We start from the raw sequence: 22,049 nt of genomic DNA on the forward strand, positions 1-22,049 counted from the left end.
GTCGGCGGGCCGCCGGCCGCGCAGCGTGTTTTTTGTCCACCCAGAACATACCCACGCGATTTGTTTCTTCCCGCTGCCCAGGAGGAAACTTCCTTCAAGGTATCGAGTGCATTGACCATGACCGGAAGCAACCGCAGTTCTCCCTTTGCCATCGCCCAGCGGGAGGGCGCCAGCGGGCCGTTGAGCGGCATCCGCGTGCTGGACCTGAGCGCCTATATCGCCGGGCCCTATGGCTGCACGCTGCTGGCCGACCAGGGCGCGGAGGTGATCAAGGTCGAACCGCCGGTCGGCGACAACCTGCGCCGCTATCCGTCCACGCTGGAGGCCGAGAGCCGCGCGTTCCTTGGTGTGAACCGTTCCAAGCGGGGTGTGGTGCTGGACCTGAAACAGCCCGACCAGCGTGCGGTGCTGATGCGCCTGGTGCGCGAGGCCGACGTGCTGGTGCACAACTTCCGGCCCAGCGTGCCGGCCCGGCTGGGCATCGATTTCGAGAGCCTGCACAAGCTCAACCCGCGCTTGGTGTACTGCTCGGTCACCGGCTATGGCGAGCAGGGGCCAATGAAGGACAAGGCCGGCTACGACCAGGTGCTGCAGACCATGACCGGCATGTGCACGATGCAGGGCAAGGCCGGCGGCGCCCCGGAAATCCTGTATGGCTCGGTGGTCGATTACTACGCCGCCGCGCTGGTGGCGGCCGGGGTCTCATCGGCGCTGTACGAGCGCGAGCGTAGTGGCGAGGGCCAACTGGTCGGGGTGTCGCTGCTGCGCAGTGCATTGACCATGCAATCGGCGCGGATGATCTGGGCCGAAGGCGAGCCGGCGGCGGTCGGCCGCGACATGCGTTCGGGCGGCGTCACCGGCATCCATCCCACCGCCGAGGGGCATCTGTACGTTTCGGCCAATACGCCGCGCTTCTGGCAGGCGCTGTGCGCCAGGATCGGCCTGCCGGAGCTGGCCGACGACCCGCGCTACGACACGGTGCGCAAGCGCGCCACGCATGCCGAGGCATTGCTGCCGCTGCTGCATGCGGCGCTGGCCACGCGCAGCGCGCTGGCCTGGGAGGCCCTGTTCGGCGAGGAGGTGCCGTGCGCGGCGGCGCGCCAGATCGAGGACATGTTCGACCACCCGCAGGTACTGGCCGAGGACATGATCGCCGCGTTGCCGCATCCGCTGCTGGGCAGCTACCGCGGCATCACCCGCCCGATCGTATTCGGCCGCACGCCCGGCCCGGAACCGTTCGCCGCGCCGGTGTTCGACCAGGACACCGCCGCAGTCGCCGCGCTGCTGGAGCCTGTTGGGGGCGAATGACCCCCGGGTGCCGCCGCAGGACAGCAGAAGGCCCCGCACTGCGGGGCCTTTGCCTTGCCGTTGTACCGCACCGTCGGCAGCTCCACGCCCGGTAACGCAGGGCAGGGAGCCGATCCGCAGCGTGTCCGCCACCTGAACGCAATGCGCGCGTTGACGTGGCATGGACAGGATTTCACTGCCCATTGCACCGCATGGGCGGACACTCCACCCCTGTCCTGCAAGTTGTAAGGAGAACACCATGAAACCGACCCAACGCATGTTGTGCATGGGCGCGCTGCTGGCCGCCTCGTTCGGCGCGGTGGCGCAGAGCTACGGACCGCGGGACGAAGGCCGCCGTTTCAACGACGGCAGCAAGGTGGTGTGCAAGAACGTGGAAGTGCAGCGCAACAGCCGCGATCCCAACCGCATCACCGGTACCGCCACCGGTGCGGTGGTCGGTGGCCTGATCGGCAACCAGGTCGGCGGTGGCAACGGCAAGAAGCTGGCCACGGTGGCCGGCGCGGTAGCCGGCGGTGCGGTAGGCCGCAATGTGCAGGGCAACCATCAGCAGAAGAGCGGTGACCGGGTGGTGGAACGCCGCTGCGAGCGCGTCTACCGCTGAGCCACCCGCGGTGCACCGCACCGCTGCAGGCAATCCTGCAACGCCGGCCACAGGCCGGCGTTGTTGCGTATACGAGAGCTTCGTCGCTGCAGTTCAGCGCGTCGGTGGATTCCCGGCGATGGTGCGGGCGCCGGTGATGATCATCCGCAGCATCTGCGACAGCTGCTCGATCAGTTCGGCGTCCTTTTCCTGCGGCTGGTCCACGGCGGTGGCGCCCATCGCGAACACCAGCCGGGTGATCGCCTTGGAGGCCAGTGCCGGTTCGTGCAGCACCGCGCCGCCATCGGCGGCGGCCAGCCGGATCAGGTCCAGGCGCAGTTCGTCTTCGAAGTAGTTCAGTTCGCGGTCGACGGCCTGCTTGAACGCGTCCGAGCCGGCGCTGCCTTCGCGCAGCAGCACGTGCAGCAGCTTGTGGTCGGCGCGCAGCTGCTCGAAGAAGGTCTCCACCGACAGCCGGATCACGCTGCGCTCGGAGGAGGCCGCGCGCTGGCGCGCCTCGCCGATGATGGTGCGCAGCGAACGCCCGGCCAGGTCGATCAGCGCCACGGTCAGTTCGTCCATGTCGCGGAACTGGCGATAGAACGAATTCGGGGCGATCCCGGCCTCGCGCGCCACCTCGCGCAGGCTCAGCGTGGACACGCTGCGGTGCGGGCCGATCAGGGCCAGCGCGGCGGCCAGCAGGTCGTCGCGCGAGATCGAGGCTTTGCGCGCCGGATGGGCATCGTCGGCGGCGGACAGGGGCAGGTCTGGGGAGGTCATCAGGGGCAGGGTGGTCAAGTCCCTGAATCATAGCCCGTCCATTCAATATACAAATGTATACACGTCTGTATGTGCGTGCGTATAGTGGTTCCATGAGCGCCAAACCCCGCCCGCCGGCCCGCCGCCGCAACCCGATCTCGCCCCGTCACTGGGTGTCCGAGGAGCTGTTCGACTTCTGGGCCGGGCGGCTGCATCCGCTGTGGACCCTGCGCCGCCCCCGCGCACGGCTGGTTGCCCGCGAGCCGGCCAGCGCCGACGCGGTCACCCTGGTACTGCGCCCGAACCGGCACTTCCGTGGCCTGCAGCCCGGCCAGCACGTCACCCTCGGGGTGGACGTGGATGGCCGCCGCCTGTCGCGCAGTTACAGCCCCACCCGGCTGGCCGATGGCACGCTGGCGATCACGGTCAAGGCCATCGAAGGCGGCAAGGTCAGCCAGCAGCTGGCGCATCGCGCCGTGGTCGGCGACAGCTTCGAACTGGGCCAGGCGTTCGGTGACATGACCCTTGCCCCCAGCGCCGGGCAGCGCCTGCTGCTGCTGGCCGCCGGCAGCGGGATCACCCCGATGCGCGCGCTGCTGCGCCAGCTCGACGCGGCCGGCATGCCGGGGCAGGTGGACCTGGTGTACTGGGCGCGGCGTCGCGAGGAACTGTGCTTTGCCGACGAACTGGCGGCGCTGTCGGCGCGCCATCCGAACCTGCGCGTGCAGTTGGCATTGACCCGCGACCTGTCTTCCCCGTCGCCGCGCGTGGATGCCTTCGCCTTCGACGCGCTGGGCGACCTGGCCACTGCGCAGGTGCTGGTCTGCGGCCCCGGTGGCTTCGTCGATGCTGCGCGCGCGCGCCTGCATGGCCAGGTGGCCGCGCTGCAGTCCGAAGCCTTCACCCCGCCGGTGCTGCCCGATGCGGAAACCGGCACCGTACAGGTACAGCTGCGCCGCAGCGGCCGCACCCTGGCCCTGCCGCGCGGCACCTCGCTGCTGCAGGCGCTGGAGGCCGAAGGCCTGCGCCCGGCCAGCGGCTGCCGCATGGGCATCTGCAATACCTGCGTGTGCGGCAAGGCCTCCGGGGTCACCCGCCACATCCTGACCGGCGAGTACGCCGATGAACCGGCCACGCAAGTGAAGCTGTGCGTCAACAGCGCCAGCACCGACCTGATCCTGGAGCTCTGACGATGTCTTCCGTGCAAAACCGCGCGCTCTCGGCCGCCGACCTGCAGTCCTTCGGCGATGAACTCGATGCGCTGCGTGCGCGCCAGCTGGCCACCCTGGGCGCGGCCGACGCGCGTTACATCCGCCGCGTAGTGGCGGGGGTGCGCTGGACCGGCGTGGCCGGGCGCGCGCTGCTGTTCCTGGGCGCATTCGTGCACAGCGTGCTGGTGCCGGCGTGGATTGCCGGCGTGGTGCTGCTGGCGCTGTCCAAGATCCTGGAGAACATGGAGCTGGCGCACAACGTCATCCATGGCCAGTACGACTTCATGGGCGACCCACAGCTGCAGGGCAGCACCTACGAGTGGGACATCGCCGGCACCGCCGACAACTGGCGCAAGACCCACAACTTCCGCCACCACACCTACACCAATGTGCGCGGGCTGGACGATGACATCGGCTACGGCCTGCTGCGGATCTTCCCCGAGCAGCGCTGGCGCCCGTTCTACCTGATCCAGCCGGTGGTGGCGGTGGTGTTCGCGCTGTTGTTCGAATGGGGCATCGCCATCCAGGACCTGCGCCTGGGCCGGGTGTTTGCCGGCAAGATGACCTTCAAGCAGCTGCGCGCGCAGTTCCGCCCGGTCGGACGCAAGATGGGCGGGCAGGTGTTCAAGGACTACCTGCTGTTCCCGGCGCTGGCCGGTCCGTTCTTCCTGCCGGTGCTGCTGGGCAACATCGTGGCCAACCTGATCCGCAACGTGTGGACCTACGTGATCATCTTCTGCGGCCACTTCACCGCCGACGCGGAAACCTTCCCCAAGGACTGCGTGCGCGATGAAAGCCGTGGCCACTGGTACCTGCGCCAGCTGCGCGGTTCGTCCAACCTGACCGGCGGCAGGCTGATGAACCTGATGTCGGGCAACCTCAGCCACCAGATCGAACACCATTTCTTCCCGGACATTCCGGCCAACCGCTACGCGGCCATCGCGGTCGAGGTGAAGGAGATCTGCGCGCGTTACGGCCAGCACTACAACACCGGCTCGCTGCCCCGGCAGTTCGGCCAGGTGATGTGGCGGATCGTGCGCCATGCGTTCCCGAGCAGGCCGGGCCGCGTGCGTGCATTGCCGACGGTCGGCGAGGCCAGCCGTCAGCCGGGCTGATCAGAGCGGAAGTTCAAGCTGAAGGCGCAGCAGCGGTGATGCCTTGCGTTGCCGCCGCAGCTGCTCGGTCCCTGCCTCGCTGACCCGCCATTGCCCCGTATTCAACGTCGGGTGCAGCGCGTTGTTGAGGCTCAGCCGGAGTTTGCTGCCTGTGCGGAGCGACCACAGTGCATACAGGTCCAGCTCGCGTGCGTAGGCGCTGATCTCGAACTGCCCGGGACTGACCTGCACCGAGCCGCCGGTGCGGTAGGTGTAACTGCCGCCGACCGTCCAGCCCGTGCGGATCTGATAGTCCGCGCCCAGCGTGCTGCTGAAGCGCACCTGCTCATCCAGGCGGTTGTCCGGACCGGGCACATCGTCCACGCGCGAATCGTTGGCGGTCGCGTTGAAGCGTAGCGCCACATCCGGCGCGCCGGCGATCACCTGCGGCAGGCGCAACGCGGTATCCATCTCCAGCCCCCAGGTCATCGCCGTGCCGCCGTTCACCGGCGAGGCAACCCAGCGCCCGTCCTGCAGATGCGTTTCGGTGCGGATCACATCCGTGATCCGGCGGACATAGCCGCCCAGACTGAACTGCGCACCGTGCTTGCCGTACGTCTCGTAGGACAGGTCCAGCCCGGTCGCCAGCTCCGGGCGCAGTGCCGGGTTGCCGCGTTCGTCGGGATTGAGCGGGCGGTTGTTGGTGGAGGTGTAGGGACGTGGGATCAGCGATGCCAGCGTGGGCGAGCGGTAGGTGCGGGTCAGCGCGATGCGCAGCTGATCGCTCGTGGTGCCGGGAATTCTCCAGAGCGACTGCAGCACCGGCGACAGTACCTGCTCACGCCGGTGGATGCCGCTGAATCCGCTGCCCTCACTACGCGTATCGATCTGTTCCCAACGTGCCCCGGCATAGACCGACCAGCGCTTGCTGAGGGTGATGTCGTCCTGGGCATACAGCGCCAACCGCCGGATGCGGGCGTCGAAGGCCAGGTCACTGAACCACTCCGCTTCACCGCCGACCGGCAGCAGGTGCTGCACCCGCGACTCGTCACGACGGTCCTCGCTGCCTTCCCAACCGAGCTGCAGCGCATGACGCCCGCGGGTTGGCAGCGTGTATTTGCCGGTGCTGTTGAGGTCGCGCACGCTCAGCCGCGCATCGGTGTGGTCGTCCAGGTTCTGTTGCCCCTCCGGTGCCTGACCCTGCTCGCGGTAGGTATAGCGCTCGCGGTTGCCGCCGAGGCGCAGCTTGGTGGTGAATGTGCCGCCGTGTTCAAAGGCGCGCGTCCAGGTGGCACTGCCATTGGCCTGGGCGACCTCGATGCGCGTGCGTTGTTGATACCGGGTGCTCCGCAGCGGTTCGCCACGCGCGGTGCTCCAGTCGATGTCGGTGATGCGATTGAACCGGCTGGCATCGGCGACCCCCTGCAAAGCAAGCGTGTCGCCGTTCTCCAGCGTGGTTTCCAGGCTGGGCGCCAGCGAGAGCACATCGCGATGCCCGCTCGCGCGCAGGGTAGTGTCGCGCGATACCGTCGGCGTCCCCTGTGGGTCCCAGGCACGTTCGGTGCCGGTTTCTTCAACGAGGAACTCACGGCGCGATGCGGTCGCCGTGATCGCGCTGCTGCGATGGCCGGCGCGCCGGTTGCGCTGCCAGCTGGCCGAGGGCGTGTTGCGGCCATTGCTGTTGCCCCAGGCCACCGTCAGCTGGTCGGCATCCGTGCGTGCACCGGCGGCCAACACGACGTTGATCGAGCCGGCGATCGCTTCGCCGCGCTGGTCGGCGGTCGGCGCGCGGATGATCTCCACCCGCTCGACCATCTCCGGCGTGAGTGAGTCCAGATCGAAGCCGGTGGGCGCTTTCTGGCCATTGAGCAGGATCTGGGTGTAGCCCGCGCCCAACCCGCGCAGCGACAGCGCGCCGTTGCGGCCGGGGACGCCGGTGCCGACGGTGATGCCGGGCAGGCGTTTGAGCGCATCGACCAGGCCGAGGTCGCCGTACTGGCGCAGCGCCTCGTTGCCGACCACGATCCGGGTGGCGGTGTCATCGCGGCGGATGTCGTAGGCCTGCGCCTGCACCTGCACGGTGTCCAGCGCAGTGGTCGGCGGGGCCGCTGACGCGGGCAGTGACTGCGCAACGCTCGAGAACGCGGTGCATAGCGGGGCCAGGGCCAGGACGATGCGGAACGAAGGGGTCATGGGCGATCCGTGTGGAAGGGCCTGGTTCGCATTTCGCCGGGCAACACGCGCCCCTCCTGTGGTCAGGAAAACGAAATGCGGCGGTGGGTCGAGAGTGGCTTAGCGGGTCATGGCAGGTACGCCTGCGGATCGACGCGTTCACCGTTGCGCAGCATTTCCAGATGCAGATGCGGGCCGGTCACGCGCCCGGTGCTGCCGACCCGTGCGATCTGTTCGCCGGCATGCACCTGCTGGCCGACCGCGACATCGGCGCCCTGCAGGTGGGCGTACAGCGTCTGCCACCCCTGACCGTGATCGATCACCACCACCGTGCCGTACTGGGGGCCGTCCGGGTATTCGGTCGTGGCGGCGACGACGCGGCCGTCTGCAGGCGCCAGTACCGGCGTGCCCGTGCGCGCGCCGAAATCGGTACCGCGGTGCGGGCGCTGCCGGATGCCGCCGCTGTCGCCGAAATGACCGGTGATCCGCGGTGATGCCAAGGGCGCCTGGAACTGCACCTCGATGCGGGTGTCGCTCGGCGGCGGGAGCCGGAGCGGCAGCGTGGCGTCCGTCGTCGATACCCGCATGGCGGCGCCAGGGACGACGGAGCCGGGGAGGGGCTGCGCGGTGCCAGCCTGCATGACCAGCAGCAGGGTGCCGGCGAGCAGCGCACTCCCCAGCAACACCGCGCGCCGTGAGCCCGAGAGCGGCCGCGCGGCGTCGCCGTGCAGCATGTAGCGGATGCGGACTTCATGTCCGGCCAGATCGCGGTGGGTCAGTGCGGTGGAGGGCGTATGGGTCGCTGCGGAAAGCCGCAGCGTGCGTACATAGGCGGTGGCGAATTCGCGCCCGCCTTGGGCATCCTCGGCGAGCGCATGCGCGTCACAGTGCAGCTCGGTCGCCAACTGTACGCGTGCGCTGATCCGGGCCAGGAACGGGTTGAACCACAGCAGGGCGTTGAGTACCGCCATCAACCCGGCGCGCTGTGGGTCGCGTCGCATCAGGTGAGCGGCTTCATGGCCGAGGATCAGGCACAGGGCACGATCATCCAACGCTTGCAGTGCCGAGGCCGGGAGCACAATCAAGGGCCGCGGCCAGCGCACCGCGAACGGGCTCACCGGCAGCGCGCTGGCCCGGCACGCGATGCCGGCGGCCATCAGACGCCGTGCTGAAGCACGGCTGCCTGGGCCCGGCCATGCCTGCGTTGCGATTGGCGTGGTCGCACGGCACAGCCGGCCGGTGCGCCGCGTGCTGACCAGCAGGCGCAGCAGCGCACCGCTGGTACCAAGGGCATAGAGCACCCCCAGCAACGTGGCGGTGGACGGATGCACCCACGGAGAGGCAACGTGTGCAGCGCCTGCCGCACCGGTATCGCCCAGGTCCAGCGCGACCGGCAACGGCAGGGTCAGGGCCGATGGCAACGCAATGAGCGGTGCCGGCGCCCACAGTGCCAACGCCGCCGAGAGCAGCACCGGCATCACCGCCAACAGCCACAACCCCATCCAGTAGCCATACGCGGCGTGGGAGAGGCCCAACCGCCGATGGATGCGCTGGCCTGCTGCCCAGGCCACCCCGCCACCGGCAAGCGCACCGACGGCGTGCACCACCCAGAATCCCAGCGTCGGCAGGCTCATGCCGGGCCGTCCTTGGCTGGCGCGCGCAGTAGCGCATCCAGCTGCTCCAGTTCCTGCTCGCTGAGCAGGCGGCTGTCGGCGAACGCCTGTGCCGGCAACGCGCCATCGATCTCCAGCACGCGGCGGGCGAAGTCGGTGCTGAGCGCGGCCAGCGTGGCGACCTTGCCCACCTTCGCGCGGTACATGTTCAACCCATGCTCGACGGTTTCCTCGACCAGACCCTTGTCGACCATGCGCTCCAGCGTCTTGCGGGTGGACGAATAGGACCAGTCCAGCGCGGCAACGGCGCCGTTGTGCACTTCCCGCGCGCTGCAGGCGCCTTGGCGCCACAGCGCCTTGAGCAGTTCCAGCTCGGCGTTGGAGGGGGTAGGCAACGCAGACATGGCGATTCCGGTATGGCGAGGTGTCGCAAGTGTGCGACAAATGTCGCATGCGGTGCAACCCTGTGGTCATGGAGGCGGATCAATGCCGTCACAGGCGAGGTGGTGTCCCCCTGCCAACCATGCGCCGTTCCCGGCCGTCGACGACCGCTCAGTCGCTTTCGCCGATCCGGCCTTCGGCCAGCGGCACCCGCGAGCCATCCAGCAGGCCGCGGCTGAGCGTGCCGTTCTCGATGAACAGCAGCTCGCCGTTCTCTCCCTTCTTGATACTGCTGTCGATGGCGATGATGCGGTTGCCGTGGAAGCTGCTGACATGCGGCATCGAGGTGTGGCCGACCACGATGCGGGCGAGGTCCAGCTGTTCGAGCAGCGCCTCTACCTGGGCGGTGTCCATGCGGCCATCGAAGTAGCCGCGGTACCAGATCGGGCTGGTCTTGCCGTCGAACAGGCGGGCGGTGTCCGGCGCGGCCTTGACCTGGTCCTTGGGCAGGCCGACCGCCGCTTGATAACCGGCATTGGTCGCGTCCATGCCGCGTACCTGGTCCAGGTTCTCCGGTGCGATGCCGCCGTGCAGGAACAGGGTATCGCCGATGCGCAGCAGCACCGGGCGGGTGCGCAGCCACTGGCCGATCGTCGAATCGGGGCCATACAGCGCCGGATAGGAGCGGCCAAGCAGCTGCGCGGTTTTGAGGTACTTCGGGTTGACGTAGCGCAGGTCGTTGTAGAGCACCATCGTCTCGTGGTTGCCGAGCACGAAGTGCACCGCACCACCGGCGGCCGCGGCCTGCTGCTGCAGGCTGTACAGCAGCCAGAAGGCCTCGGTGACCTGCGGGCCGCGGTCGAATACATCGCCGGCCACCACCAGCGTTGCGTCGCCCAGCGCCCAGTGGTCGTCGTTGTCGATCACGTGGTGCGCCCGCAGCAGCTTCACCAGCAGGCCGTACTGGCCGTGGATGTCCGACAGCGCGACGATCCGTGGCGTGGCCGGGAACCGGGCGATTTCCGCCGTGCGCGGCGGCAGCACGGTCAGCGGGTGCGGATAGCCGCATGCGGGCGCGATCACCGTGGCCTCGCCGCGCGCCGGCAGCGTGCGGCGGATCACCTGGTCCTTGCATACCCAGGCCGCTTCCAGACCCGTGGCGGTGCGGAACACATAGGGGCCATCGGCATCGACGTGCTCGGCCGGTGCGGCCACCTCGCGCGCGTTGCCCGGCAGCGGCGTCATCAGCAGCGCCGACTGGAGCAGCAGTACGGCAGGGCGGGTCAGGGCGCGGCGGATCGACATCGAGGTGTTCCTGTGGCGGACGGCAATGCGGCGATGCTACGCCGCATGCGCCGCCCCGGGCATGCGCCATTGGTCAGCCCGGTATGCCGCAACAGGTGCATCACCCGCGTTGCAGGGCCTGTCGCCCGGGTGCATCGGACAGGTCGTCGCTGGCCAGCACCACCCGGTCGCGACCGTGTTTCTTGGCCTGGTACATCGCCGCATCGGCACGCGCCATCAGCCGCTCGTAGTCGGGATGGCCATCGTGCGCCGCCACGCCGATGCTGGTGGTCAGCGACAGCGTCTGGCCACTGGCCAGCTGCACCGGGCTCTGCGCGATGTGCTTGCGCAGGTTCTCGGCGATCACCCCGGCCTGCACGTCGGTGGCGGCCACCAGCACCACCACGAACTCCTCGCCGCCATAGCGGAACAGATAGTCGCTGCCGCGGGTGAGCTGGCCCAGCAGGGCGGCCACGTGCTGCAGGGCGCGATCACCGCCGTCGTGGCCGTGCGCATCGTTGATCGCCTTGAAGTGATCCAGATCAAGCAGCAGCACCGAGAACGGGGTCTGCGTGGAATTGGCCAGTTCGATTTCGCGGCGCAGCACGGTCGGCAGGAAGCGGCGGTTGAGCAGGTTGGTCAGCGCATCGCTGCCCGCATCGAGCTCGCCGATCCGCTCGAACAACATGCCCATCAACGTACGGATCTGCGCCAGCCGCTCGCGGATGCCCTGCAGGGCGCCGAAGCGCGCCGCGAAATCGGCATGCGCCAAGGCTTCCTGAAGCTGCGTATCGACCGCGGCCACCAACGCACCGACCTGGCCGGTCTCGCTGCTTTCGCCGAAACTGGGAATGCCCTTGTGGGTGAACCACAGGCCGAACTCGGACTGCGCCAGTCCGATGAGCTCCGCCTCGGCATTCTGGCTGGCCATCGCGTAGAGCAGGGCGTTTTCCCAGTCCAGCAGCAGGGCACGCTGCCGTTCGCGCTCGGTGCTGACGTTCTGCACCAGCGAGAACAGGCGATACGCCGCGTCGGTGCGCGAGGAGCGCTCACGTGCGTGGGTATAGGCGAGCGTCATGCCCTCCAACGCGATATCCATCGATGCGCTGAGACAGTGGATCGCCGCGAACGCGGTGGCGCTTTCCTCGGCCTGCGCGATGATGCGGTCGAACAGGCGGTGCTTGAGCACGCGCGCGCCGCGGGCGACCAGATCCACCGGGATGCCCACGCGCGCGTGCACGTCACCGATCACGCGCTGCGCGGCGACCAGCACGTTGATGCTGTCCGGCGTGGCGGTGAGGATCTGCTGCAGCCAGCGCTGCATCGCCGGCTTCAGGCGCAGCCGCACCTGGTCGTGCGAGAGGAAGCGGCCCGCGCGCGGGTCTTCGAGCAGCACATCGTAGAAGTGGTGGGCCAGCTCGGGCGGGCTTTCCGCCGACAGGCTCGCCAACAGTGTCGCCGCAGCGGCCGGCGTCTGTGCCAGCGTCTGGCCCCAGGCCAGCGCGAGCGCCTGGCTGGCATCATCAAGATTTGGAACGTTATGCACGATTGTCTTCCCGCCACACAGGCCGTCGAGAGGTAGCGGCCGGGCGCTGTTGTTATTGAGTTGCAAACTGAACGCTGGGGTAAGTGTAATAGTCTCCGCGCGAGGCGCTGCTTAACCTGCCGGCATTGTCCAGGAGAGCTTTCATGGGTCACGACCACGACCATCTGCCCAGCGAGATCCGCCACGAAAAACCGTTGTGGTGGGCGCTGGGGCTGACCACCACCTTCCTGCTGGTGGAGGTGGCCGGCGCGTTCTGGACCAACAGCCTGGCGCTGCTGTCCGATGCCGCGCACATGGCCACCGACACCCTGGCGCTGATGATCGCGCTGGTCGCGGTGCGGTTGAGCCGGCGCCCGCCCGATGCCAAGCGCACCTATGGCTACGCGCGGCTGGAAGCCTTGGGCGCGATGATCAACGGCGGCATGCTGTTCGTGGTCGCCGGCTACATTCTGTGGGAAGCCGTGCAGCGCTTCCGCGCGCCGCAGGAGATCGCCTCCACCGGCATGCTGGTGATCGCCGCAATCGGGCTGGGCATCAACCTGGTCTCGATGCGCCTGCTGCAGGCCGGCAGCGGCGAAAGCCTGAATGTAAAGGGCGCCTACCTGGAAGTGTGGGCCGACATGCTCGGCTCGGTGGCGGTGATCATCGGCGCGCTGCTGATCCGCTGGACCGGCTGGAAGCCGATCGACCCGATCCTGGCGGTGCTGATCGGCCTGTGGGTATTGCCGCGCACCTGGGTGCTGATGCGCGAGGCGATCAACGTGCTGCTGGAAGGCGTGCCCAAGGGCATGGACATCAATGCGGTGCGCAGCGCACTGTGCGCGCTGCCGGGGGTGGTCGATGTGCACGACCTGCACGTATGGGCGCTGGCCTCCAGCACTCCGGCGCTGACCGCCCATGTGGTGATGGCCGACGGCGTGGACGCCGATGCACTGCGGCGCACGCTGGGCACGGCCCTGCACGAAGGTTTCGACATCGACCATGTGACCCTGCAGATCGAGGCGGACCATTGCGGCGACAGCTGCAGCGTGGGCGGCCCGGGCGCGGCCGGCGCCGGCCATGGCCATGCCGGGCATGACCATGACCATGACCATGACCATGCGCACGGTCCGGATGGGCATGCCCATGCGGCATCCAGCGCCGATACCAGCCGCCGCTCGCGCCCCGATGCGCAGGGCCATCACGGCCATCCGCACCCCTGACCGGTGCCGCCGGCGTGCCGGGCGGGGCGGGCTGCCGCTACAATGCGGGCCTGCCTTGCCATCTGTCGGAGATACTGCAGTGACCCGGAAACTCGTACTGTTGCGCCACGGCCAGAGCCAGTGGAACCTGGACAACCGCTTCACCGGTTGGGTGGACGTGGAACTGACCGAACAGGGGCGCGCCGAGGCCGCCGCCGCCGGCCGCCTGATGCGCGAGGAAGGGCTGCAGTTCGATGTGGCGCACACCTCGGTGCTCAAGCGTGCCATCCACACCCTGCAGGGCGCACTGGCCGAGCTGGACCAGGACTGGCTGCCGGTGAGCAAGAGCTGGCGCTTGAACGAGCGCCACTATGGCGGCCTGCAGGGCCTGGACAAGGCCGAGACGGCCGCCAAGCACGGCGAGGACCAGGTCAAGATCTGGCGCCGTTCCTACGACATCCCGCCGCCGGCGATGGACCGCGAGGACCCGGGCCATCCGATCCACGACCGCCGCTACGCCGGGCTGGACCGCAATGCGCTGCCGGGCACCGAGTCGCTGGCGACCACGCTGGAGCGCGTGTTGCCGTACTGGTTCGATGCGATCGCCCCGCAGCTCAAGGACGGCAAGACCGTGCTGGTCACCGCCCATGGCAATTCGCTGCGCGCGCTGTACAAGTACCTCAACGGCATCTCGCAGGAAGCCATCCTGGAGCTCAACATCCCGACCGGCATCCCGCTGCTGTTCGAGCTGAACGACGATCTCACCGTGCAGTCGTTCCGCTACCTGGGCGACCCGGAAGCGGCACGCAAGGCCGCCGAGGCCGTGGCGAACCAGGGTAAGGCCCGGTAACTACGAAAGGCCGGCGAAAGCCGGCTTTTTGCGGAAGTTCCAACAGGTTTATGAAATCGTCGCCTGAGTTCGGCAGAAGATGTTGAAGCTCCTCGGGTGCTAGTCCTGCTCGTTGCCCGGAGTTGGTGGGGCTCAGCTCAGGTGCGTGATAGCTAGAGTCCTCGTTCAGCCCAGCAGGGGTGTCAAAGACTATGTGGAGGCTGCACTCCTGTAGCACTCTTTTTGAGCATTGATGGCGGACATCAAGAGTTCCAGTGCGGAGTAGGTGGCGCGGATCTGATTCTGCCGCGCGTCAAAGATATCAACTTCAGTGGGGTGAAGGTCATTGAAAAGATTGTAGAGATTTCGAATCCAGCAGTGATCTTTGTCCTCAGGGTCGTCAAGCGCCTTCTTCGCAGAAAACATGAATTCCCCATACCCGATTACGTCGTACTGGCGTGGTCCGTTTGGGGCTCGGCGTATCATGAAGTCACCGATAGCTTGCTGCCAATCTCGAAAGATCCAGGCTTCTTTGATGCCGAGGATTCGAATTATTTCTTTCTTTTTTTGTGGTTGGATGTGTTCGGGATTATGGGTAACTCCGAAGCTTGATATGTCATTTGCCACCATTTTAATCAAGCTGTTTTGTTCGTCTTCGTCAAGTTCGTTGGCGGATTTTGCGCCTAATAGTCCAAGTTTAGATCGAAGTGTGTTCTCTACGCGCACGGAGAGGGTTCTTCTTTCGGATGGTGATGTCGGTTTAGTAGCCTTAATTATCAAGGCTGCGATAAGTTCGTTGGTGCGATGGTCTTCGATGTGTGGCCCATCGGCAAGCTTGGCTTCAAGCGAATTGATGGCATCTTCTATCTTTTGGTTTGGATCTTTAAGTGCAATATCAAGGTAGGACTTTTCTCTGCGAAATGCTCTAACCCACGCGAGCACAGTCGCCATTCTGTAGATCGTGCTCCAACGCTTGTACACGTTGTAGTCGGATTGAGCGGCTGTCGAAGCGAGATAGATTGCCCTGCCTTCGTCAACTATTATTTCTTTGAGGCGATAGAATAGGCTGTTGGATGCCGCGAACAAGGAGTCTGCGTATGGCCTGAACGCGTCAAAGTCATGTATTTTTTCTGCCCTTGCTGCGTCCGCATTTTTCTGAATCTTATCCGAAATACGATCTGCTATTTCTGCTGATCGTTTCCACCAGAAAATACGCATTGTGACAAATGAGCCGACAAGAGATCCGACGAGTGCTGCCGCTGGGGCGATGATTTTGGGGTCGGCCAAGTCCATTTGCTTTGCTCCCTGAGCTTTCAGTAGTTGAGTTGAACGCTATTGAAGCGCAATCAGGGCCTTAAGGTCACGCAACATCTTGGGTATGGTCCGAGTTCCAAGCTCTAGCCGAAAGTCGAGTGTGACCTTTGGCCGGTCCGCCCCGCCACCTCCCGCGCTACGCTGCCCGATTGCCCGTGACCCGGGTGATGCATCCACCTGTAGCCGGAGAGTCGAATGAAGTTTTCCAAGCTGGTCCCGCTGGGCCTGACCGTCGCCATTGCCGCCTCGCTGGCGTCCTGTGGCAAGACCGATACCGCGCCTGCCGCGACCGCGGAGGCGGCCACGCCGGCCTTCGACCCGTCGCAGCTCAAGACCGCGCTGATCTCGCTGGACAGCGCCGACCTGGATCCGGCGATCGCCGCCTGTACCGACCTCAATGGCTTCGTCAACAGCAAGTGGCTCAAGGCCAACCCGGTGCCGAACGACCAGACCACCTGGGGCAGCTTCGAGATCCTGCGCGAGCGCTCGCTGGAAGTGCAGCACGCGCTGGTCCAGCAGGCCGCGGCCGGCAAGCCCAAGGCCGGCTCGGTGGAAGCCAAGATCGCCGACATCTGGAACACCGGTTCGGATGAAGCCAAGATCGAGGCCGCCGGCATCACCCCGCTGCAGCCGCAGCTGGACAGGATCGCCGCGCTGAACGACACCGCCGCCATCACCCAGTACCTGCGCGACAGCCAGGCGCAGGGCCAGGGCGTGCTGTTCTCGCTGTTCGCCAACGCCGACTACAAGGATTCGGCCAACGTCATCGCGTACGTCGGCCAGGGCGGCCTGGGCCTGCCGGAGAAGGGCTACTACTTCGACGACGCACAGGCCAAGATCCGCGACGCCTATGTTGCCTACATCGCGCAGACGCTGACCCTGTCCGGCGTGGATGCCGCGCAGGCCAAGACCCAGGCCAAGGCCGTGCTGGACTTCGAAACCCGCCTGGCCAAGGCGTCGCTGTCGCGCATCGAACTGCGCGACCCGGCCAAGCGCTACAACCCGCTCAGCGCCGCCGACGCGGACAAGCTGACCCCGAACTTCAGCTGGACCGCGCTGTTCGATACCCTGAAGGTGCCGGCTGCGCAGAAGTTCTCGCTGGCCCAGCCGGGCTTCTTCGCCGAGATGGACAAGATGCTGGCCGACGTGCCGGCCGCCACCTGGCAGGCTTACCTGCGCTTCCACACCGTCGATGACGCAGCGCCTTACCTGAGCAGCGCCTTCGAGAAGGCCAACTTCGACTTCTACGGCACCACCCTGCGCGGCCAGAAGGAAATGCAGCCGCGCTGGAAGCGCGTGCTGGAATCGGTCAACGGCGCGATCGGTGAAGGCCTGGGCCAGCTGTATGTCAACGCGGTGTTCCCGGCCGAGTCCAAGGTGCAGATGCAGCACCTGGTGGAGAACCTCTCGGTGGCGCTGAAGGCACGCCTGGAGAAGCTGGAATGGATGAGCGAGGACACCCGCAAAAAGGCGCTGGAGAAGTGGGCCAGCTTCACCCCGAAGATCGGCTACCCGGACAAGTGGCGCGACTGGTCCGGCTATGCGACCAGCGCCGACAGCTACCTGGGCAACATGCAGGCCGCCCGCGCCTTCAACTACCGCTTCATGCTGGACAAGATCGGCAAGCCGGTGGACAAGAGCGAGTGGGGCATGACCCCGCAGACGGTCAATGCCTATTACAACGCGACCAAGAACGAAATCGTGTTCCCGGCGGCGATCCTGCAGGCGCCGTTCTTCGATGCCAAGGCCGATCCGGCGCTGAACTACGGCGGCATCGGTGCGGTGATCGGCCATGAAATGATGCACGGCTACGACGATTCGGGCAGCCAGTTCGCCGCCAACGGCAACTTCGACAACTGGTGGACCGACAGCGACCGCAAGGCCTTCACCGGCCGCACCGACCAGCTGGTGGCGCAGTTCGACGGCTATGAATCGCTGCCGGGGGTGAAGGTGAAGGGCAAGCTGACCCTGGGCGAGAACATCGGCGACCTGGGCGGCCTGACCGTGGCCTACGACGCGCTGCAGATGGCGCTGAAGGAAGATCCGAAGGCCAATGTGGCGGTGGACGGCAACAGCCAGGACCAGCGGTTCTTCATGAACTGGGCCACCGTGTGGCGCCGCAACTTCACCGAAAGCGAGCTGCGCGTGCGCCTGAACACCGACCCGCACGCCCCGGCCAACTTCCGCGCCAATGGGGCGCCGTCGAACATGCCGGCCTTTGCCAAGGCGTTCGAGTGCAAGAGCGGCGATGCGATGGTGCGCGCCGACGACAAGCGGGTCGTGATCTGGTGATCGCAGCCGCTTGAGTGGAACGAAAAACCCGGCGCATGCCGGGTTTTTTGTGGGGCGTCGACCGGGGCGGCCGGTGCGTATCGGCGCACGCGCAGGTAGGGTTGGATCCCAATCAACTGCCGTGGACGGGGCAACGCCCTTTGATGCATGGACCTGGACCGGAGAAACCTTCGCTGCGTTCACCGGTCATGCGTTCGTCGCACGTTGCACGATGGCCGGCAGTCGATCGGGATCCGACCCTACCTCGGTCGGTGCGCCCGTCGTTTGTGTGGCGGTGCGATGGAGCCAACCCCACCGGTGTCCCCCGGCTGCGTCCGGGGGACCATGGAATCAATGCCGCTGCAGCTGGATGCCGTGCTTGCTGGCGTACGCGCCCTGGGCCGCGTCAAGGGCCTGCATTTCACCGTCGATACGGTTGCCCACGGCCTGCAGCTTCTCGGCCAGCGGCATGATCTGCGCCTTGTCGTAGCCTTCCGGCAGCGCGGCGATTTCCAGCAGGATGCCGAACATCTCATCCGAACTCTGCACGTAGGTGCGCAGCTTCTGGTGCACGTCCTTGGCATCTTCGGCCGGCGGCATCTGGTCGATCATGCCCAGGTACTGCTTCATCTCGGCGCGCGCGCCCTCCAGCCCGGACTTGAACGTGGCCAGGCCCTTGCCTTCGCCCAGCGCCTTCTGCAGCTGCTCGCCACGCGGGCCGATGGTCCACTGCTGCACGGTGGTGGCCGTACCGTTCCACAGCGCCACGTTCTCGGTCAGGTACTCGCTGGCGGACATGCCACTGCCGCCGCCGCTGCAGGCGCCGAGCAGGGCCAGGCCGGCGGCCAGCAGCAGGGTTTGGAATCGTTTCAAAGCAACTCTCCTTGTCGCGGGCATAGGAACAGGACAATCCCCCCGGCCCGCAGAAGCAGGGGGTGTCGGGGGATGGGTCAGCGCGGGGAAAGGGTCAGCAGCATCGCCTTGGCGGCGCTGAAACGGTCTTCCGGCAGCGGTAGCGGATGGCGGATGCGCAGCTTGTCCGGTCCTTCCATGATGTACAGCTTGGGCTGCTTCTGGATCAGTTGGATCACCGCCATCGGGTCGATGTCCGGCTTGGCATCGAACACGATGCGCCCGCCGTTCTCGCCCAGTTCCAGCTTGCGGATGCCCAGCGCATTGGCCTGCAGCTTCAGCTCGGCGATGGCGAACAGGTGCTTGGCCGGGTCGGGCAGCAGCCCGAAGCGGTCGATCATCTCCACCTGCAGTTCGCGCAGCGCCTCGTTGTCGCGCGCGCTGCTGATGCGCTTGTACAGGGTCAGGCGGGTGTGCACGTCGGGCAGGTAAGCGTCGGGGATCAACGCCGGCACGTGCAGTTCCACCTCGGCACCGCGTGTCTCTTCGCCGGCATCCAGGTCGGGCAGCTTGCCCAGCCGGATGCTGCGCACCGCGCGTTCGAGCAGTTCGGTGTACAGGCTGAAGCCGACCTCGGCCATCTGCCCGCTCTGGTCCTCGCCGAGCAGTTCGCCGGCGCCGCGGATTTCCAGGTCGTGGGTGGCCAGGGTGAAGCCGGCGCCAAGTTCGTCCATCGAGGCGATCGCCTCCAGCCGCTTTTCGGCGTCGGCGGTCATCGCGCGCTTGTCCGGCACCACCAGGTAGGCGTAGGCGCGGTGGTGCGAGCGGCCGACCCGGCCGCGCAGCTGGTGCAGCTGGGCCAGGCCGAAGCGGTCGGCGCGGTTGATGATGATGGTGTTGGCGTTGGGGATGTCGATGCCCGATTCGATGATCGTGGTGGACAGCAGCACGTTGTAGCGCTGCTTCTGGAAGTCCAGCATCACCCGTTCCAGCTCGCGCTCGGGCATCTGCCCGTGGGCGATGCCGATGCGCGCTTCGGGCACCAGTTCGGCCAGGTCGCGCTGCATGCGGCCGATGCTTTCCACATCGTTGTGCAGGAAGTACAGCTGGCCGCCGCGGGCCAGTTCGCGCTGGAACGCCTCGCGCAGCAGTGCGTTGTCCCAGGCGGTGATGAAGGTCTGCACCGCCAGCCGGTTCGGCGGCGGGGTGGCGATGATCGACAGGTCGCGCAGCCCGGCCATGGCCATGTTCAAGGTGCGCGGGATGGGGGTGGCGGTCAGGGTCAGCAGGTGCACGTTGGCGCGCATCGCCTTGAGCGCTTCCTTCTGGCGCACGCCGAAACGCTGCTCCTCATCGACCACCACCAGGCCCAGGTCCTTGAACTTCACGTCCGGCTGCAGCAGGCGGTGGGTGCCGATGATCACATCGATGGTACCGGCGGCCACCTTTTCCAGCTCGGCCTTGATCTCCTTGGTGCTCTTGAAGCGCGACAGCACTTCCACCCGCAGCGGCCAGTCGGCGAAACGGTCGCGGAAGTTGCGGTAATGCTGTTCGGCCAGCAGCGTGGTCGGCACCAGCACGGCCACCTGCTTGCCGGCGCTGGCCGCGGCGAAGGCCGCGCGCACGGCCACTTCGGTCTTGCCGAAGCCGACGTCGCCGCAGACCACCCGGTCCATCGGCTGGCTGCTGGCCAGGTCGCGCAGGGTGGCATCGATCGCGGCAAGCTGGTCGGGGGTTTCCTCGAACGGGAAGCCGGCCGCGAACGGCTCGTACATGGCGCGGTCCACGTGCAGCGCCAGGCCGGCGCGGGCACGGCGGCGGGCCTGGATTTCCAGCAGTTCGGCAGCCACGTCGCGGACCTTCTCGGCCGCCTTGCGCTTGGCCTTGGTCCACTGTTCGCCGCCGAGCGAGTGCAGCGGCGCGGTTTCGGCCGAGGCACCGGAATAGCGGCTGATCAGGTGCAGCTGGGCGACCGGTACGTACAGGCGGTCGCCCTTGGCATATTCGATTTCCAGGAACTCGCCGGGCATGCCGCCGGCGTCGAGCACGATCAGTCCGCGGTAGCGGCCCACGCCGTGGTCTTCATGGACGATCGGCGCGCCTTCGGTCAGCTCGCCCAGGTCGCGGATGATCGCTTCGGGTTCGCGCCCGACCCGGCGGCTGCGGCGGGTGGTGCCGGCGCGCTCGGGGAACAGCTGGCGCTCGGTCAGCACCGCGATCTGCGGGGCATCCAGTGCGAAGCCGTCTTCCAGCGGCGCCACGGTGATTGCAAAACGGATCCTGGCGTCGGCCAGGAACGCCGGCAGGTCGGCCACCACCGGCGGTTTCAGCTCGGCGGCCAGCAGCACTTCCAGCAGCGCCTCGCGGCGGCCGGGCGAATCGGCGGCGATCAGTACCCGGCCCGGGTAATGGCCCAGGAAGGATTTCAGCGCTTCGCCGGCCGGGGCATCGCGGGCGGCCACCGGCAGCGGTGGCAACGGCTGGTCGCCCAGCGGCTGGGCCTGATCGATGCGCGGGTGGTCGGGGTTCCAGACCTCGATGCGCGGCAGCGCGTTGAGCGTGCTGTTCAACGCCTCGGGGCTGAGATACAGCTCCTGCGGGGTCAGCAGCGGGCGCTCGAGGTCGTGCCGGCGTTGTTCATAACGGTTCTGGGTCTGCGCCCAGAACGCCGCGGCGGCCTCGCCCACGCCGGCGGCGACCAGCGGCAGCACGTTGGGCTGCAGGTAGTCGAACAGGGTGGCGGTGCGGTCGAAGAACAACGGCAGGTAGTACTCCACGCCGGCCGGCGCCAACCCGGCCTTGAGGTCCTGGTACAGCGCGCTGCGCCGGGTATCCACGTCGAAGCGTTCGCGCAGGGTGGTCAGCACCCGCGCTACCGCCAGCTCGTCCAGCGGCACTTCGCGGCCGGGCAGCATGCGCACCGCATCGACCTTGTCCAGCGAACGCTGGCTCTCCGGGTCGAAGGCGCGGATCGAGTCGATGTCCTGGTCCAGCAGTTCCACCCGCAGCGGCGCATCGGCGCCCATCGGGAAGACATCGAGCAGGCCGCCGCGCACCGCGAAGTCGCCCGGGTCCATCACCTGCGGCACGTTGCGGTAGGCGGCCGCTTCCAGCCGGCGCTTTTCCGCGTCCAGGTCCAGGCGCTGGCCCACCTTCAGGTCGAAGCTGCCGCCGATGATGTACTTGAGCGGGGCCAGTTGCTGCAGCAGGGTCTGCACCGGCACCACCACGATGCCGCGGGCGAGCGTGGGCAGGCGGTGCAGCGCGGCCAGGCGTTGGGAAATGATGTCCGGGTGCGGGCTGAAGGCGTCGTAGGGCAGGGTTTCCCAATCCGGGAACACCACCACCGGCAGGCTCGATGCGCTGCCCAGCAGGGTGCGCAGGTCGGCTTCGATCTGGTTGGCGCCATGGTTGTCGCGGGCGATGACCAGCAGCGGCCCGTCATGTACCTCGGCGGCACGCGCGGCATACCACGCCAGCGCCGTGGCCGATGCGGGAGCGCGCCACCAGGCGCGGAGCTGGCCGGAACGGGGCAGCGGCGGAACGGGAGAGGAGGGACGTGACATTGACCGCCGATTTTAGCAGACCGTGCGGTCGCGGCTGTGTCAGCCGGTACGGATGGCGGCGAACCGACATGGCGGTTCGCCGGCCGGC

The 22,049-nt window shown here is 67.1% G+C and carries 16 protein-coding genes; 7 read left to right on the forward strand and 9 right to left on the reverse strand.

Annotation, left to right across the window (positions count from 1 at the left end; genetic code table 11):
- Positions 1-117: 117 nt before the first annotated feature.
- Positions 118-1,308, forward strand: coding sequence for a CaiB/BaiF CoA transferase family protein (locus AC3ITM_RS06085; RefSeq protein WP_489269131.1), 1,191 nt, complete (start codon positions 118-120; stop codon positions 1,306-1,308).
- Between the two features lie 238 nt (positions 1,309-1,546).
- On the forward strand, positions 1,547-1,909 hold the full coding sequence (locus AC3ITM_RS06090; protein WP_228886643.1) for a glycine zipper 2TM domain-containing protein: 363 nt from the start codon (positions 1,547-1,549) through the stop codon (positions 1,907-1,909).
- Between the two features lie 93 nt (positions 1,910-2,002).
- Here AC3ITM_RS06090 and fabR read toward each other — a convergent pair whose 3' ends face one another.
- Complete coding sequence (fabR, locus tag AC3ITM_RS06095) at positions 2,003-2,668, reverse strand: HTH-type transcriptional repressor FabR (RefSeq protein ID WP_228886691.1); 666 nt, start codon at positions 2,666-2,668, stop codon at positions 2,003-2,005.
- A 92-nt stretch (positions 2,669-2,760) separates the two neighbouring features.
- On the opposite strand from fabR, the gene AC3ITM_RS06100 reads away from it, so the two are divergent.
- A complete protein-coding gene (locus AC3ITM_RS06100; protein WP_489269133.1) occupies positions 2,761-3,837 on the forward strand; it encodes a ferredoxin reductase in 1,077 nt (358 codons plus the stop codon).
- 2 nt (positions 3,838-3,839) lie between these two features.
- Entirely contained in the window at positions 3,840-4,973 is a 1,134-nt protein-coding gene (locus tag AC3ITM_RS06105; protein WP_489269135.1) for a fatty acid desaturase family protein, read from the forward strand.
- Here AC3ITM_RS06105 and AC3ITM_RS06110 read toward each other — a convergent pair whose 3' ends face one another.
- The 5 genes from AC3ITM_RS06110 to AC3ITM_RS06130 all read right to left on the reverse strand — a co-directional run bounded on the left by AC3ITM_RS06110 (position 4,974) and on the right by AC3ITM_RS06130 (position 11,948).
- Complete coding sequence (locus AC3ITM_RS06110; protein WP_489269137.1) at positions 4,974-7,145, reverse strand: TonB-dependent receptor plug domain-containing protein; 2,172 nt, start codon at positions 7,143-7,145, stop codon at positions 4,974-4,976.
- A gap of 107 nt (positions 7,146-7,252) precedes the next feature.
- On the reverse strand, positions 7,253-8,758 hold the full coding sequence (locus tag AC3ITM_RS06115; protein WP_489269139.1) for a peptidoglycan DD-metalloendopeptidase family protein: 1,506 nt from the start codon (positions 8,756-8,758) through the stop codon (positions 7,253-7,255).
- A complete protein-coding gene (locus tag AC3ITM_RS06120) occupies positions 8,755-9,141 on the reverse strand; it encodes a BlaI/MecI/CopY family transcriptional regulator (protein WP_489269141.1) in 387 nt (128 codons plus the stop codon). Before AC3ITM_RS06120 ends, AC3ITM_RS06115 begins: the two co-directional genes overlap by 4 nt.
- A gap of 148 nt (positions 9,142-9,289) precedes the next feature.
- Positions 9,290-10,423, reverse strand: coding sequence for a metallophosphoesterase (locus tag AC3ITM_RS06125; protein WP_489269143.1), 1,134 nt, complete (start codon positions 10,421-10,423; stop codon positions 9,290-9,292).
- Between the two features lie 100 nt (positions 10,424-10,523).
- A complete protein-coding gene (locus AC3ITM_RS06130; protein ID WP_489269145.1) occupies positions 10,524-11,948 on the reverse strand; it encodes a GGDEF domain-containing protein in 1,425 nt (474 codons plus the stop codon).
- A gap of 143 nt (positions 11,949-12,091) precedes the next feature.
- Here AC3ITM_RS06130 and AC3ITM_RS06135 point away from each other — a divergent pair, with 143 nt between their 5' ends.
- Together AC3ITM_RS06135 and gpmA are read left to right on the forward strand one after the other, a co-directional pair.
- Positions 12,092-13,150: a cation diffusion facilitator family transporter gene (locus AC3ITM_RS06135; RefSeq protein WP_489269147.1), complete on the forward strand. Its 1,059-nt coding sequence runs from the start codon at positions 12,092-12,094 to the stop codon at positions 13,148-13,150.
- 79 nt (positions 13,151-13,229) lie between these two features.
- Positions 13,230-13,979, forward strand: coding sequence for a 2,3-diphosphoglycerate-dependent phosphoglycerate mutase (gpmA, locus tag AC3ITM_RS06140; RefSeq protein ID WP_489269149.1), 750 nt, complete (start codon positions 13,230-13,232; stop codon positions 13,977-13,979).
- A 189-nt stretch (positions 13,980-14,168) separates the two neighbouring features.
- Here the strand turns inward: gpmA and AC3ITM_RS06145 are convergent, their stop codons facing one another.
- Positions 14,169-15,251 carry a hypothetical protein gene (locus AC3ITM_RS06145; protein ID WP_489269151.1) on the reverse strand — a complete coding sequence of 361 codons (1,083 nt, stop codon included), beginning with the start codon at positions 15,249-15,251 and terminating at the stop codon, positions 14,169-14,171.
- A gap of 216 nt (positions 15,252-15,467) precedes the next feature.
- Between AC3ITM_RS06145 and AC3ITM_RS06150 the strand changes: the two genes are divergently transcribed.
- On the forward strand, positions 15,468-17,564 hold the full coding sequence (locus tag AC3ITM_RS06150; RefSeq protein WP_489269153.1) for a M13 family metallopeptidase: 2,097 nt from the start codon (positions 15,468-15,470) through the stop codon (positions 17,562-17,564).
- Between the two features lie 330 nt (positions 17,565-17,894).
- Here the strand turns inward: AC3ITM_RS06150 and AC3ITM_RS06155 are convergent, their stop codons facing one another.
- Entirely contained in the window at positions 17,895-18,416 is a 522-nt protein-coding gene (locus tag AC3ITM_RS06155; RefSeq protein WP_228886650.1) for a hypothetical protein, read from the reverse strand.
- Positions 18,417-18,493: 77 nt separating this feature from the next.
- Positions 18,494-21,961, reverse strand: coding sequence for a transcription-repair coupling factor (mfd, locus tag AC3ITM_RS06160; RefSeq protein ID WP_489269155.1), 3,468 nt, complete (start codon positions 21,959-21,961; stop codon positions 18,494-18,496).
- Between the last annotated feature and the right edge of the window lie 88 nt (positions 21,962-22,049).

Source organism: Stenotrophomonas sp. KH_029, from assembly GCF_057839765.1.